Genomic DNA, 14,136 nt, shown 5'->3' with positions numbered 1-14,136 from the left:
GATCATAAATTTATAACGAAGGACTTTATCGGTTCTTTTTAAACGTATATCCAGTGTCAAACTGTTTGCTCAAATCTAGCGGAGCGGAGCCCATGTCACAGGTCATCGAAGAATTGGCCGGCGTCCCTTTGGATCGTTTGCATGAAATCGCGAAACGCGAGGCGCAGCGCTATGTGAAGAGCCGTCCAAAGACGCAAAAGGCCCTTAAATCAGGGTCCGCGTCCTATTTGGACGGCGTTCCGATGCATTGGATGAAGGACTGGCCGATGCCGTTCCCGATGTTGGTGCAAAAGGCCAAAGGAGCGCAGATCACCGACCTTGATGGGCATAGGATCGATGATTTTTGCCTTGGCGACACGGGTTCAATGTTCGGCCATTCCCCGAAACCCGTTGCGAAAGCGATCCGCAAACAGGCGAAACGCGGGCTGACCTATATGCTCCCGACCGAGACCGCGCTGACGGCTGGTGCCTTGCTGACGGAACGGTTTGGGGACTTTGCATGGCAGATCGCGACCACGGCGACGGATGCGAACCGCTTTGCCTTGCGCGTGGCCCGCGCGGTGACGGGGCGGCCCAAGGTTTTGGTGTTCAATGGATGCTATCACGGCACCGTCGACGACGCGATGGTTGAACTGCGTGGTGGTCAGACAGCGACGCGTGAAGGGCTAGTAGGGCAGGTGGCTGACCTCACCCAAACGGCAGTTTGTGCTGAATTCAACGATCTGGCGAGCGTCGAGGTCGCGCTGAAATCGGGTGAGGTTGCGGCCATTTTGACTGAGCCTGTCATGACCAACTCTTGCATGGTGCTTCCACACGAGGGGTTTCATGCAGGGCTGCGGAAACTGGCGAACCGATATGGCGCGCTTCTGATCATTGATGAAACGCATACGATTTCATCGGGCTTGGGCGGCTATACCCGCGTGCATGGACTCGAACCTGACATTTTTGTTGTTGGGAAATGTGTGGCGGGCGGAATGCCGACCGCCGTTTGGGGGCTCGCACCCAAGGTTGCGAAATCCTACCTGCGGTATTGCGCGGAAAAGCCGAGCGGTCATTCGGGGATGGGCACCACGCTCTCCGCCAACCCGATGCAATTTGCTTGTCTCACGGCCACGCTGTCCGACGTGATGACTGCCGAGAACTACGAACACATGGAACGTGGCGCTGCGCGACTGGCTGACGGTTTGGCGGACGTGATCCAGCGCCATGGTGCCCCGTGGCATGTGGTCCGTGTTGGCGCGCGTGTCGAATTTATCTGCGCTAAGGGGCCGCTCAATAACGGGACCGAGGCCGCCACGGCTCATATCCATGAGGTCGAGGCCGTCGTACATACGGCGCTCTTAAATCGTGGCTGCCTGATCGCGCCGTTCCATAATATGATGTTGGTCAGCCCTGTGACCACACATGACCAGATTGACCGCCTTGTCGCTGCGTTCGATGATGTGATGTCCGACCTCTTCGCCAAAGGAAAATCCTGATGACCCAAACCTGTCCCTCTGGCGCGAGTGTTGCCGAAGCTGAAGCGTTTCTCGAAGCGCATCCTGAAATCGAAGCGATTGATATTGTCCTGCACGACTCTAACGGGATCGGGCGGGGCAAGATCATTCGCCGCCACGAACTGTTGTCGATATATAAATCTGGTCGTCACATCCCGATTTCGATCCTCGGTCTCGATATATGCGGTGAAGATGTTCATGAAACGGGTCTGATCTGGGATCAGGGCGATGGCGATCTGCGGGCGTGGCCTATTCCAGGCACATTGAAACCGCTCCACAACACCACGCCGCCCAGGGCTGAAGTGTTCCTGTCGCTTTATGAACTCGACGGTCGCCCGATGACTTCTGACCCGCGCCATGCGTTGCAGCGGCAGGTCGATGCATTCGCGGCCAAGGGTTTGAAACCTGCGGGTGCGTTTGAGTTGGAGTTCTTCCTTCTCGACAACGAACGCGATGCCGATGGCAAAGTACGCCCTGCACGTGACGTTTTGGATGGTCGGAAATCTAGTGGCAAGACCGAGGTCTATTCCGTCGATCATCTACACGGCATGCTGCCGCTTTTTTCGGACATCTACGCGGGCGCTGAGACGGCTGGGATCAAGGCAGAGACCATGATTTCCGAATATGCACCGGGTCAGTATGAACTCACACTGCATTACCGCGAGGATGTGATGCAGGCGGCAGACGACCTTGTGCGGCTCAAACGCATTGTGCGGCAACAGGCGCGCGCGCACGGGGTGACGGCCTGTTTCATGGCGAAACCGATTGAGGATTACGCAGGCTCCGGCATGCATTTCCACGTGTCTTTGCAGGATGATGCGGGCAACAACGTCTTTGCCGAGGCAGAAGGCGAAGGCTGGACCGATACGATCCTCCACGCGATTGGCGGACTGCGGGCGACGATGGGTGAATCCATGCTGGTCTTTGCGCCGCACCTCAATTCGTGGCGTCGTTTCGCAAACCAAAGCTATGCGCCAGTATCGACCGCATGGGGTGTGAACAACCGCTCTGTCGCGCTCCGCATTCCCGAAGGCGATGTTAAGGCGCGCCGCATTGAACATCGTCCCTCTGGCGTGGATGCGAACCCATATCTGATTGGGGCGACGGTTCTGGCGGGCATTCTGCACGGCATTGAGAACCGCATTGATCCAGGTCCAGAAACCACGGGCAACGCTTATGACGAGGACCCCGCAGGTCCGCCGATCCCACGTGATTGGCGCAGTGCGATTGATATGGCGGTAAACTCGGATTTCCTGAAGTCGGCCTTGGGCGAAGATATGCATCGCACCTTTACGGCGGTGCGTCAGGCCGAATACGACCGTGTGGCACGCACCATCAGTAACGTGGATTACGACCTCTATCTTTACACGATCTGATCGTTTTTAGGTTTCTTTGTCCTCGATCAAGGTTTATCGGACCCACGCCGCTATGTGGACCGATAGCCAGAGAGGACATGCCATGCCCAAAGATCAGCCCCAGACCCGTCGTTCAGAGCTTTTGATGCCTGCGGGCTCGCTTGAGCGGTTGAAGGTTGCTGTTCTTTATGGGGCGGACGCTGTTTACCTCGGCACGCCCGATATGTCGCTGCGGACGAAATCCAAGTTCTCGCTTGAGGATGTCAAAGAGGGCGTCGCCTTTGCCCATGCGCATGGCGTGCGGGTTTATCTGACGCTCAACCTCTTCACGCATAACAAAGACGTCGAAAAGCTAGAGAGCTTTATTGAGACGCTGAAAGACATCCGTCCCGATGGTGTGATCATCGCGGATCCTGGCGTCTTTAACTACGTGCGCAAACACGCACCTGAGCTGAACCTCCATATCTCGACCCAAGCGAACGTGTGTTCATGGCTCACGGTAGACTACTGGAAAGACATGGGCGCCGAACTGGTCGTTTTGGCCCGTGAAGTCACCTTTGCCGAGATGGAAGAAATCCGCGAGAAATGCCCTGACATCCGCCTAGAGAGCTTTGTTCACGGCGCGATGTGCATGACCTATTCGGGCCGCTGCCTATTGTCGAACTTCATGGCCGAACGCGGCGCGAACCAAGGCAACTGTGCGAACTCCTGTCGCTGGCATTATAAGGTTCACATGAAGCTCAAGGACGGCACGATCAAAGAATTGCCGCTGACCGAAGAGAACCTCGAACTGTTCGAGTTTGTGTTGGAAGAGGGTGCTCGCCCCGGTGAATTCATGCCCATCGAAGAGGATTGGCGCGGCTCGTATATCCTGAACTCCAAGGATATGTGCCTCATGCCGAAACTCAACGACTTGCTGCGCATCGGCGTTGATAGCCTCAAGGTCGAAGGGCGGAACAAAAGCCCGTATTATGTCGCCACCGTTGCCCGCGCGTATCGCCGAGCGATTGATGACTATTACGCCGATCCCGAAAACTGGTCGCCGGATCAGTATATGGACGAACTCGTCGGTGCGACGAACCGTGGGTTTACCATCGCGTTCCACGAGGGCCGCCTCCAGAACTACGCTCACAACTATGACCACACCAAAGCGATGGCGCCGTGGGAATTTGCGGGCATGATCACTGAGGTTCGCGAGGACGGTCTGGTGATGAACGTCAAAAACCGTCTCGACGGCGGCGATGTTCTGGAATTCCTGCCACCCGATCCGAAAGTAGAGCCTGTTCTCTTACGTCTCTACGAATACGAACTCGCCAATAAACCGGGTGAGGTGGCGGATTACGTTGTAGGCAGCCGTGGCGATCAGGTATTTATCCCGTTCACAGCCTTTGACCGCGAAGACCCGGAAGCGATCCGCCGTAATTTCCCTCCGTTCACCATTGTGCGCTCCGAGGCCATGCTGACCGACGACGACTGGCGTCGGTTCAAGCTCGATAAAACGGCGCAGAAAATTGAACTGGGGCAGGACGCCTATAAGGGTGCCTATCGCAATCAGGTCAAAAAACTGCAGGACGCCATCGGCTCTGAGCAGATGGAAAAACGGTCCAAAACCTCGCGCTCTGGTGCGGCTGGCTGCTGTGGTCGTGGCTGCAACGGGTGTCTGATGTTCTGGAACGATCCCGAATACGCAAAGGCCCGTGAGTTGCTCAAGCAAAAGAAAATGGGCGAGATGTTGGACCGCGATATGCGGGAAAAAATCTAAGTTGGATTTTCACTTTAGCATTCAAACTTCATTAAGCACTTCCCCCTAAGGTCAGGGCCTGCAGTTGCGGAAACTTGGCTTGGGGAAGTGTTATGAAATATGCGCCAATCGACAGTGTTTCGGTTCCGTCCTTTCCTGTGAGGCAGGTGTCCCGATATGGCGCGCGGCTCTATCAGCGCGTTTTTAAGCGGTTGATTGACACGTTGCTCGTCGTGGTGTCCTTGCCGATTGTGGTCCTCGTCATTGGGGTTCTTGCGCTGGTCATCCGTCGCGACGGCGGCCCTGCATTCTTTGTGCAACCGCGCGTTGGTCTGAACGGAGAGGTATTTCCCTGTTTCAAACTGCGCACGATGCATATCGATGCTGAAGCGCGGTTGACTGAGATGTGCGCCACCGATCCGATCATTGCCGCGGAATGGCATCGCGATCAAAAGCTCCGTATTGATCCGCGTATCACAAAATTCGGCTGTTTCTTGCGGCGGTCCAGCCTCGATGAATTGCCACAGCTTTTCAATGTGTTGCGCGGTGAGATGAGCATCGTTGGCCCGCGTCCCTTCCTCCCATCCCAAGAAAACCTTTATCGTCGTGCAGGCGGTCGCGCCTATTATGCAATGCGTCCTGGCATTACGGGGTCTTGGCAGGTGGCGGGGCGTGGTGACACTCGGTTTGTCGATCGTGTGGGATTTGATGACGACTACCATTCCCGTCTTAGTTTTAAGGAGGACCTGATGATCCTCCTTAAAACGGTCGGCGTCGTCATCAAAAGCACGGGGCGCTAACCTTAGGTTTGGTAATTGAGGATCGGTGACAGCCACCGTTCAGCCTCAGCCACGCTCATGCCTTTGCGGTTCGCGTAGTCCTCAACCTGATCGCGTTCTACTTTACCAACCCCGAAATAATAGCTCTCTGGATGGCCGATATAGAGGCCAGAAACAGAGGCAGCAGGCCACATCGCGTAGCTTCCCGTGAGTGAAACACCTGTCGACGTCTCCGCATCCAACAGCGTCCAAAGCGTCGCTTTTTCGGTGTGATCAGGTTGCGCTGGATAACCGGGGGCAGGGCGGATACCTGCGTAGGGCTCAGTGATCAGATCGGTCGGGGCATAGTCCTCGGACGCATATCCCCAAAGCTCGGTGCGGACATATTCATGCATCCGCTCGGCAAAGGCTTCGGCAAAGCGGTCGGCCAGTGCCTTCACCATGATCGAGGAATAATTGTCGTGCTTGGCGTCAAACTGAGCTGCGATATCGTCCTCCTCGGGGCCAGCCGTGACAACAAATGCACCAACATAATCGCCAGACGGCGCAACAAAATCAGAGAGCGCGACATTGGGGCGACCATCGCGTTTCGCCGTCTGCTGACGCAACGTGTGAAGCGTTTGGAGCGGTTCCGCGCGGGTATCATCGGTGAAAAGCTGAATGTCGTCACCGACAGATTGCGCGGGCCAGAACCCGACGACAGCCTTTGGCGCAAACCAGTTTTCATCGATGATTTTTCCCAACATAGCTTGAGCGTCCGCAAAGAGGGATCGTGCCGCGTCACCTTGCTTTGCATCGTCCAGAATAGCCGGATATTGGCCCTTTAGCTCCCACGTTTGGAAGAACGGCGTCCAGTCGATGTAGTCGGCCAATTCAGCCAGCGACCACTGATCAAAGACGCGAGTGCCGAGGAAACTTGGTGTTTTAGCCTCATACCCGCTGAAGTCGATCTTTAATGCATTGTCGCGGGCCTCTTGCAGCGTGATCCGCTTTTTACCGCGTTCTCCACGTGCATGACGCTCTGCAATGTCAGCGTAATCGGCCCGAGTCGCCTGTTTCACCTCGGCGGCTTTGTCCGACAATAGCGACGACACAACGCCGACCGCGCGGCTGGCATCGGTCACATACATTGCCTGACCGCTGGTATATTTCGGAGCGATTTTCACCGCCGTATGAACCTTGGACGTGGTTGCGCCGCCGATCAGCAGGGGAATGTCAAATCCCTCACGCTCCATCTCGGCAGCGACATGGACCATTTCGTCCAGCGACGGTGTGATCAGACCAGACAGCCCGATCACATCGACATTTTCACGCTTTGCCGTTTCAAGGATTTTCGACGTTGGTACCATCACGCCCAGGTCGATGATTTCGTAGTTGTTACAGGCAAGCACGACACCAACGATGTTTTTACCGATGTCATGCACATCGCCTTTTACCGTTGCCATCAGGATCTTACCTGCGGCCTCTTGTTTGCCGTCTTTTTCGGCCTCGATGTAGGGCGTCAGAACAGCGACGGCTTGTTTCATGACACGGGCGGATTTTACGACTTGGGGGAGGAACATTTTACCCGCCCCAAAGAGATCACCGACCACGTTCATACCGTCCATCAGTGGCCCCTCAATAACGTCGAGCGGGCGGGTCGCCCGTTGGCGGGCCTCTTCGGTATCGGCCTCAATGAATTCGGTGATGCCGTTGACCAAGGCGTGTTCGAGACGCTTTTCAACTGAGGCCTCGCGCCAAGACATGTCCTTTTCCTTGGCCTGCGCACCACCTTGACCGCGATAGGTTTCGGCAAGCTCCAGCATCCGCTCTGTGGCGTCGGAACGGCGGTTGAGAACCACATCTTCGCAGTGGTCGCGCAGTTCTGGATCGATCTCGGAATAAACAGCGAGCTGCCCCGCGTTTACGATCCCCATGTCCATTCCGTTTTGAATGGCGTGATAGAGGAACACGGCATGCATCGCTTCTCGGACGGCCTCGTTTCCGCGGAAGGAAAACGACAGGTTTGATACCCCGCCCGAGACATGAACATGCGGGCAGGCCTCGGTGATCCGTTTGGTCGCCTTGATGAAATCGACGCCATAATTGTCGTGCTCTTCAATACCCGTCGCGACCGCAAAGACGTTCGGATCAAAGATGATGTCTTCGGGTGGGAACCCTATGTCTTGGGTCAGGATATGATAGGCGCGGGTGCAGATTTCGACCTTGCGGTCTTCGGTATCGGCTTGGCCGCGTTCGTCAAAGGCCATGACGACGACGGCGGCACCATATCGACGGCAGAGGGTCGCTTGCTGGCGGAATTGCTCTTCGCCTTCTTTCATCGAGATAGAGTTGACGATGGCTTTGCCTTGAATGCACTTGAGGCCCGCCTCGATCACCTCCCATTTTGAGCTGTCGACCATGATTGGCACGCGGGCGATGTCAGGCTCTGCCGCAATCAAGTTCAGGTAATCGACCATCGCTTGTTTACTGTCGATGAGGCCCTCATCCATGTTGATGTCGATGATCTGCGCACCGTTTTCAACCTGCTGACGGGCGACATCTAAGGCTGCGGTGTAATCCGCTGCCGTGATCAATTTGCGAAACTTCGCCGACCCCGTGACGTTTGTCCGTTCACCCACATTCACGAACGGAATGTCTTTGGTCAGGGTAAATGGCTCTAGCCCAGAGAGACGCATGAGCGGTTCAACGGTCGGGATCGTGCGGGGCGCGTAGCCTTTGACTGCCTCAGCAATGGCGCGGATGTGGTCAAAGGTCGACCCGCAGCATCCGCCGACGATGTTCAACAGCCCTTCTTTTGCAAAGCCTTCAATTTGGGCCGCCATCTGTTCGGGCGTTTCATCATATTCGCCAAACTCATTGGGGAGGCCCGCGTTCGGGTAGGCGCAAATGCGGGTGTCGGCAACGCTCGACAATTCGGCCAAGTGTTCTCGCATCGCATTCGCGCCCAGAGCGCAGTTCAGCCCGATGGTAAAGGGTCGTGCATGGCGGAGCGAATGCCAGAACGCGGTCGGCGTCTGACCCGAAAGCGTGCGCCCTGACAAGTCAGTGATCGTGCCTGAAATCATGACGGGCAGGATGATGTCTTTCGCCTCAAAGACTTCTTCGGCCGCAAAAACGGCGGCTTTGGCGTTTAGCGTATCAAAGATCGTTTCGATCAGAATGATGTCGGCGCCGCCATCGATCAGTCCGTGGATTTGCTGAGCGTAGGCAACCCGCAAATCATCAAACGAAACAGCGCGATAGCCAGGGTTGTTCACATCGGGGCTAATGCTCGCCGTTCTATTCGTCGGACCAACAGCGCCCGCAACAAACCGAGGCTTCCCATCAATCGCCGTCGCGCGGTCCATTGCCTTGCGCGCCAAGCGTGCACCTGCCAAGTTCAGATCATAGACCTTATCCTCTAGCCCGTAGTCCGCCTGCGCGATGGTGGTAGATGAGAACGTATTGGTCTCTGCAATATCGGCCCCAGCCATTGCGTATTGATAGTGAATTTCCTCAATTGCGTCGGGTTGCGTGAGGTTCAACAGGTCGTTGTTGCCCTGTTGCGGCTTGTCCGAATGGATGTGGCACCCGCAACCGCCATGCCCCGTGAAATCCCCTTCGACGAGGCCGAGCTTTTGGATCTGTGTTCCCATAGCGCCGTCCAATATGAGGATGCGGTCACGGGCTACGGTGGTAAGGCTGTCAAAAATAGGCGAACGAACTGGTTTGGTCATTAAGGTATCCTTTGCTTGCGCGGGTGATACCTGCCACCGTTCGATTAGTGAAATTCAAGATCATCAAGAAGATTATGAATTTCGCGTGGTTAATGCCGTGCGGCGTCCCATAGGGCAAAGTCTGCTGCATTTGTATGCCGCAAGAGTGCTTCGACCTCTGGCAGCAGCGATACTTCCATTCGCGGCGACACGTTCAACTCTTTCAATTCGAGCTTCACATTCAACCGCGCCTCAAGGAATTCGATGAGCTTTGGTTGGGCTTCATATCGGAACACGTAATCGCATTTGGTCGGGCCGTTGTTCGCCGCGAGGAATTTGGCCTGTGAGCCGACATTGGCAAACGGCGCGGGCTTTTCTTCGCAATATTCGACGACGAACTCATCGAACGTAATGCCGCGCGTGCTGTTCTTGCTTCCAACCAAATCGTCGCGATTGCGGTAGCGATACCAACTCGAAAGCCAATCAATCGGATGACGGACGACGGCAACGGTTTGCAGACCTTCGGCACCAGCCTTTTCCAGCATCGGAAGAACGAACCGTTTGTAGCGGTAGTAGGGCGTATGTTTGAGAATCGGTGGATCGCGGAACACGGCTTGGGCACGCGGCGCGAGTGCCCCCTCAATCGCCGTTGTGCCCGTCTTGGGCACGGCCAGAAAAACAAGCTTTTCGTTCCAGAAAACAAGCATATCGATGCAAAATCCCACTCTCGGTTTGGATGTAAACTACTCTTTAATCTCTCGCGAATGAAAGTAGCCCAAGAAAATAATTCTTGAAATGTTCTCTTTTTGATCTCATAACGAATGAGAACAAGAGGCGAACAAAGGCAATGATTGCCGCACCCCTTACGGTGTGAAATAAGGATCGCAAAGATGGCAATGGCAGATATTTTGAGCATGACTGACAAGAAAACCGCCGACAAGCAAAAGGCGTTGGAATCCGCACTGGCCCAGATCGAACGTCAGTTCGGCAAAGGGTCTATCATGAAGCTCGGCAAGGATAGCCCTGTCCAAGAGATTGAGGCGACATCGACAGGCTCGCTTGGCCTCGATATCGCGCTCGGGATCGGCGGTTTGCCCAAGGGCCGGATCATCGAAATCTATGGTCCTGAATCGTCTGGTAAAACCACGCTGACCCTTCATGCGATTGCGGAAGAACAGAAAAAGGGCGGTGTTTGTGCATTCGTCGACGCCGAACATGCTCTGGACCCGATCTACGCGAAAAAACTCGGCGTTGATCTGGACGAACTTCTGATTTCGCAGCCTGACACGGGTGAACAAGCACTGGAGATCGTCGATACCCTCGTACGTTCTGGCGCTGTGTCGATGGTCGTCGTCGATTCGGTTGCGGCTTTGACGCCGAAGTCCGAACTCGAAGGTGACATGGGCGACAGCAACGTGGGCGTTCATGCGCGTTTGATGTCGCAGGCGATGCGCAAACTCACAGGTTCGATCTCAAAATCGAATTGTATGGTGATCTTCATCAACCAAATCCGGATGAAGATCGGCGTCATGTTCGGCTCGCCCGAAACCACAACTGGTGGTAACGCGCTCAAATTCTACGCCTCCGTTCGCCTCGACATCCGTCGTATTGGCGCGATCAAAGACCGTGATGAAGTGGTCGGTAACTCGACCCGCGTTAAAGTCGTAAAAAACAAGGTAGCTCCGCCGTTCAAGCAGGTCGAATTCGACATCATGTATGGCGAGGGGATTTCTAAAACGGGCGAACTTCTGGACCTCGGCGTAAAAGCTGGCGTTGTTGAAAAGTCTGGTGCGTGGTTCTCATACGGGGATGAGCGGATCGGCCAGGGCCGTGAAAACTCTAAAACCTTCCTCAAGGAAAATCCGCAGATCGCTCTCGAAATCGAAGACAAAATTCGCGCCGCGCATGGTCTCGATTTCCACATGGATGACAATGACAGCGATGATGATCTCGTCGAGATGTAATGGATCAAATTCTGACGAAAGGCCGCTCTTTTGGGCGGCCTTTTTCATTGGGCTTTACGCGGAGTAGATGGAGGGGTATTCCACCACGGACACTTTGAATTCAAGGACCGCCATGACGAGCCTTTCTGATATCCGCTCTACCTTCCTCAGCTATTTCGAACGGAATGGTCACACCATCGTTCCGTCGTCTCCGCTGGTTCCGCGCAACGACCCGACCCTGATGTTCACGAACTCGGGCATGGTGCAGTTCAAGAACTGTTTTACCGGCGTTGAAAAGCGCGATTACGTGCGTGCGACGACATCTCAAAAATGCGTGCGGGCAGGGGGCAAACACAACGACCTTGATAACGTTGGCTACACGGCACGCCACCACACGTTCTTTGAAATGCTCGGGAACTTCTCCTTTGGTAACTATTTCAAGAACGAAGCTATTCCGTTCGCTTGGGAACTGATCACCAAAGATTTTGACATCGATCCCAAACGTCTTTTGACGACCGTCTACCATACCGACGACGAAGCGTTTGAAATCTGGAAGAAAGTCGGCGTTCCTGAGGATCGCATTATCCGCATTCCGACGTCGGATAACTTCTGGCAGATGGGGCCGACTGGTCCGTGCGGTCCGTGCACCGAGATTTTCTACGATCACGGCGATCACATCTGGGGTGGCCCTCCGGGTTCGCCCGAGGAAGATGGCGACCGTTTCATCGAAATCTGGAACGTCGTTTTCATGCAGAACGAACAGTTCGAAGACGGCTCGATGAAAGCGCTGGACATGCAGTCCATCGACACGGGCATGGGTCTGGAACGTATTGGCGCGTTGCTTCAGGGCAAGCACGACAACTACGATACCGACCTGATGCGCGCTCTGATCGAAGCGTCGGCCAACGCCACCAGCGTTGACCCGGATGGCCCAGGTAAAACGCATCACCGTGTGATTGCAGACCACCTGCGTTCGACCTCGTTCCTGATCGCGGATGGTGTGATGCCGTCCAACGACGGTCGTGGCTATGTTCTGCGCCGCATCATGCGCCGCGCGATGCGCCACGCGCACCTTCTCGGTGCGACTGACCCGCTGATGCACCGTTTGGTTCCTGCGCTCGTTCGCGAAATGGGCGCTGCTTATCCAGAACTCGGTCAGGCTCAGGCCTTGATCGAAGAAACGCTCCGCGCGGAAGAAACCCGTTTCAAGCAAACCTTGGATCGCGGCCTGAAACTGCTGGATGACGAATTGTCTGATCTGCCAGAAGGTGCCAACCTACCGGGTGAGACCGCGTTCAAACTCTATGACACCTACGGCTTCCCGCTCGATCTCACTCAGGATGCGCTGCGTGAAAAAGGCCGCGCCGTAGACACCGACGGTTTCGACGCTGCGATGGAAGAGCAGAAGGCCAAAGCGCGTGCTGCTTGGTCTGGCTCTGGCGAAGCAGCTGATGCGACCGTTTGGTTCGAAATGGCGGATAAATTCGGCGTAACCGAATTCCTCGGCTATGACACCGAAACCGCCGAAGGCCAGATCCTCTCGGTCGTCAAAGTCTCTGACGTCGTCGAAACCGCAGCGACGGGCGAAACCGTTCAGATCGTGGTCAACCAAACGCCATTCTATGGTGAATCCGGCGGTCAGGTTGGCGATACGGGCTTTATCCGCACCGAAACGGGCACGGCTAAGGTCACTGACACGAAAAAGTCTGCTGGCATCTTCATCCACTTTGCGGAAGTCACCGAAGGCTCGATCAGCCGCGGTCAGGCTGCAAAGCTTGAGGTGGAACACGAACGCCGTGGCGACATTCGCGCGAACCACTCCGCAACCCACCTTCTGCACGAAGCCCTTCGTGACGCGCTCGGTGATCATGTGGCGCAGCGTGGATCGTTGAACGCGCCAGACCGTCTGCGTTTCGACTTCAGCCACGGCAAGGCGCTATCCGCCGAAGAGCTGTCGCAAGTCGAAGCCGATGTAAACGCGATGATCCGTCAGAACACGACCGTCGAAACCCGTATCATGACGCCAGACGACGCACGTGCCCTCGGTGCGCAGGCTCTGTTCGGTGAAAAATACGGTGACGAAGTGCGCGTTGTGTCGATGGGCCGCTTGCTTGGTTCGGGCAAGGGTGCGGACGGTAATGTCTATTCGCTCGAACTCTGCGGCGGTACGCATGTTCGTCAAACGGGCGATATCGGTGCGTTTGTTGTGCTCTCTGACAGCGCATCTTCCGCTGGTGTTCGCCGCGTTGAAGCCCTGACTGGTCAGGCGGCAATCGCTTACCTCAAAGACCAAGAGGCGCGTCTGAACGCTGTTGCCGCAGTGCTCAAAGCGCCAGCAAGCGAAGCCGCTGATCGCGTCAAAGCGCTCATGGATGAACGCAAGGCACTCGCAAACGAAGTCGCGCAACTGCGTCGCGAACTTGCGATGTCCGGCGGTGCAAAAGCCGAAGAGCCTGCCAAAGAAATCAATGGTATGGCGTTTAAGGCTCAAGTGCTTTCTGGCGTAACAGGCAAAGACCTTCCTGGCATCATCGATGAGATGAAAGGCCAGATGGGGTCGGGCATCATCCTCCTCATCGCAGATGCGGACGGTAAAGCTGCCGTTGCGTGTGGCGTCACCGCTGATCTGACAGGCAAGGTTTCGGCCGCAGATATCATTCGTGCGGTCACACCAGAGCTTGGCGGCAAAGGTGGCGGCGGTCGTCCTGACATGGCGCAGGGTGGCGGTGCATCGGTTGAAAATGCGGAGGCTGCAATCAAAGCAGCTGAAGCCGTAGTTGCAGGAGCATAATCATGGCTGGAGCCTATTGGATCGCACACGTCAACGTAACGGACGAGGCGGCGTATAGCGAGTATGCCAAACGCGCGACCGTCGCGATTGCGGACCACGGCGGGAAATTCCTCGCACGTGGTGGCAAGTATGAAATCCTCGAAGGCAAAGAGCGCGCACGCCACGTCGTCGCGTTCTTCCCAAGCCTCCAGATTGCTCATGATTGCTACTATTCGGACGCGTACCAAGAGGCGCTCAGCTACGCCAAAGGTGCCAGCGAACGCGATCTGCTGATCGTTGAAGCAGCCGAATAAGCACCTAAAATATTTTTAAACAAAGGGCGCGGCGTTTCTA

The 14,136-nt window shown here is 55.7% G+C and carries 9 protein-coding genes; 7 read left to right on the top strand and 2 right to left on the bottom strand.

Going from position 1 to position 14,136, the window contains the following annotated elements; genetic code table 11:
• The first annotated feature begins 92 nt into the window (after positions 1–92).
• The 4 genes from AC07ED_RS07230 to AC07ED_RS07215 all read left to right on the top strand — a co-directional run bounded on the left by AC07ED_RS07230 (position 93) and on the right by AC07ED_RS07215 (position 5,392).
• Positions 93–1,478 carry an aspartate aminotransferase family protein gene (locus AC07ED_RS07230; RefSeq protein WP_105235170.1) on the top strand — a complete coding sequence of 462 codons (1,386 nt, stop codon included), beginning with the start codon at positions 93–95 and terminating at the stop codon, positions 1,476–1,478.
• A complete protein-coding gene (locus tag AC07ED_RS07225; protein ID WP_105235169.1) occupies positions 1,478–2,872 on the top strand; it encodes a glutamine synthetase family protein in 1,395 nt (464 codons plus the stop codon). Before AC07ED_RS07230 ends, AC07ED_RS07225 begins: the two co-directional genes overlap by 1 nt.
• Before the next feature lie 82 nt (positions 2,873–2,954).
• Positions 2,955–4,613, top strand: coding sequence for a peptidase U32 family protein (locus AC07ED_RS07220; RefSeq protein ID WP_105235168.1), 1,659 nt, complete (start codon positions 2,955–2,957; stop codon positions 4,611–4,613).
• A gap of 92 nt (positions 4,614–4,705) precedes the next feature.
• Positions 4,706–5,392, top strand: a complete 687-nt coding sequence (locus AC07ED_RS07215; protein WP_105235167.1) for a sugar transferase — start codon at positions 4,706–4,708, stop codon at positions 5,390–5,392.
• 2 nt (positions 5,393–5,394) lie between these two features.
• Here the strand turns inward: AC07ED_RS07215 and metH are convergent, their stop codons facing one another.
• Together metH and AC07ED_RS07205 are read right to left on the bottom strand one after the other, a co-directional pair.
• Complete coding sequence (metH, locus tag AC07ED_RS07210; protein WP_105235166.1) at positions 5,395–9,090, bottom strand: methionine synthase; 3,696 nt, start codon at positions 9,088–9,090, stop codon at positions 5,395–5,397.
• 89 nt (positions 9,091–9,179) lie between these two features.
• Positions 9,180–9,776 carry a gamma-glutamyl kinase gene (locus AC07ED_RS07205; RefSeq protein WP_105235165.1) on the bottom strand — a complete coding sequence of 199 codons (597 nt, stop codon included), beginning with the start codon at positions 9,774–9,776 and terminating at the stop codon, positions 9,180–9,182.
• 183 nt (positions 9,777–9,959) lie between these two features.
• On the opposite strand from AC07ED_RS07205, the gene recA reads away from it, so the two are divergent.
• The 3 genes from recA to AC07ED_RS07190 all read left to right on the top strand — a co-directional run bounded on the left by recA (position 9,960) and on the right by AC07ED_RS07190 (position 14,096).
• Positions 9,960–11,033, top strand: a complete 1,074-nt coding sequence (recA, locus tag AC07ED_RS07200; RefSeq protein ID WP_105235164.1) for a recombinase RecA — start codon at positions 9,960–9,962, stop codon at positions 11,031–11,033.
• Positions 11,034–11,145: 112 nt separating this feature from the next.
• A complete protein-coding gene (gene alaS, locus AC07ED_RS07195; protein ID WP_105235163.1) occupies positions 11,146–13,803 on the top strand; it encodes an alanine--tRNA ligase in 2,658 nt (885 codons plus the stop codon).
• Between the two features lie 2 nt (positions 13,804–13,805).
• Positions 13,806–14,096 carry a DUF1330 domain-containing protein gene (locus tag AC07ED_RS07190; protein ID WP_105235162.1) on the top strand — a complete coding sequence of 97 codons (291 nt, stop codon included), beginning with the start codon at positions 13,806–13,808 and terminating at the stop codon, positions 14,094–14,096.
• The last annotated feature ends 40 nt before the right edge of the window (positions 14,097–14,136 follow it).

It is taken from the genome of Aestuarium zhoushanense (genome assembly GCF_056431045.1).
This window is presented reverse-complemented; position numbering and strand designations above follow the sequence as displayed.

Coding starts and splice junctions, on each gene's coding strand:
- AC07ED_RS07205 (WP_105235165.1), bottom strand. CDS start 9,776: ATGCTTGTTTTCTGGAACGAAAAGCTTGTTTTTCTGGCCGTGCCCAAG.
- metH (WP_105235166.1), bottom strand. CDS start 9,090: ATGACCAAACCAGTTCGTTCGCCTATTTTTGACAGCCTTACCACCGTA.
- AC07ED_RS07220 (WP_105235168.1), top strand. CDS start 2,955: ATGCCCAAAGATCAGCCCCAGACCCGTCGTTCAGAGCTTTTGATGCCT.
- AC07ED_RS07230 (WP_105235170.1), top strand. CDS start 93: ATGTCACAGGTCATCGAAGAATTGGCCGGCGTCCCTTTGGATCGTTTG.
- AC07ED_RS07190 (WP_105235162.1), top strand. CDS start 13,806: ATGGCTGGAGCCTATTGGATCGCACACGTCAACGTAACGGACGAGGCG.
- AC07ED_RS07215 (WP_105235167.1), top strand. CDS start 4,706: ATGAAATATGCGCCAATCGACAGTGTTTCGGTTCCGTCCTTTCCTGTG.
- AC07ED_RS07225 (WP_105235169.1), top strand. CDS start 1,478: ATGACCCAAACCTGTCCCTCTGGCGCGAGTGTTGCCGAAGCTGAAGCG.
- recA (WP_105235164.1), top strand. CDS start 9,960: ATGGCAATGGCAGATATTTTGAGCATGACTGACAAGAAAACCGCCGAC.
- alaS (WP_105235163.1), top strand. CDS start 11,146: ATGACGAGCCTTTCTGATATCCGCTCTACCTTCCTCAGCTATTTCGAA.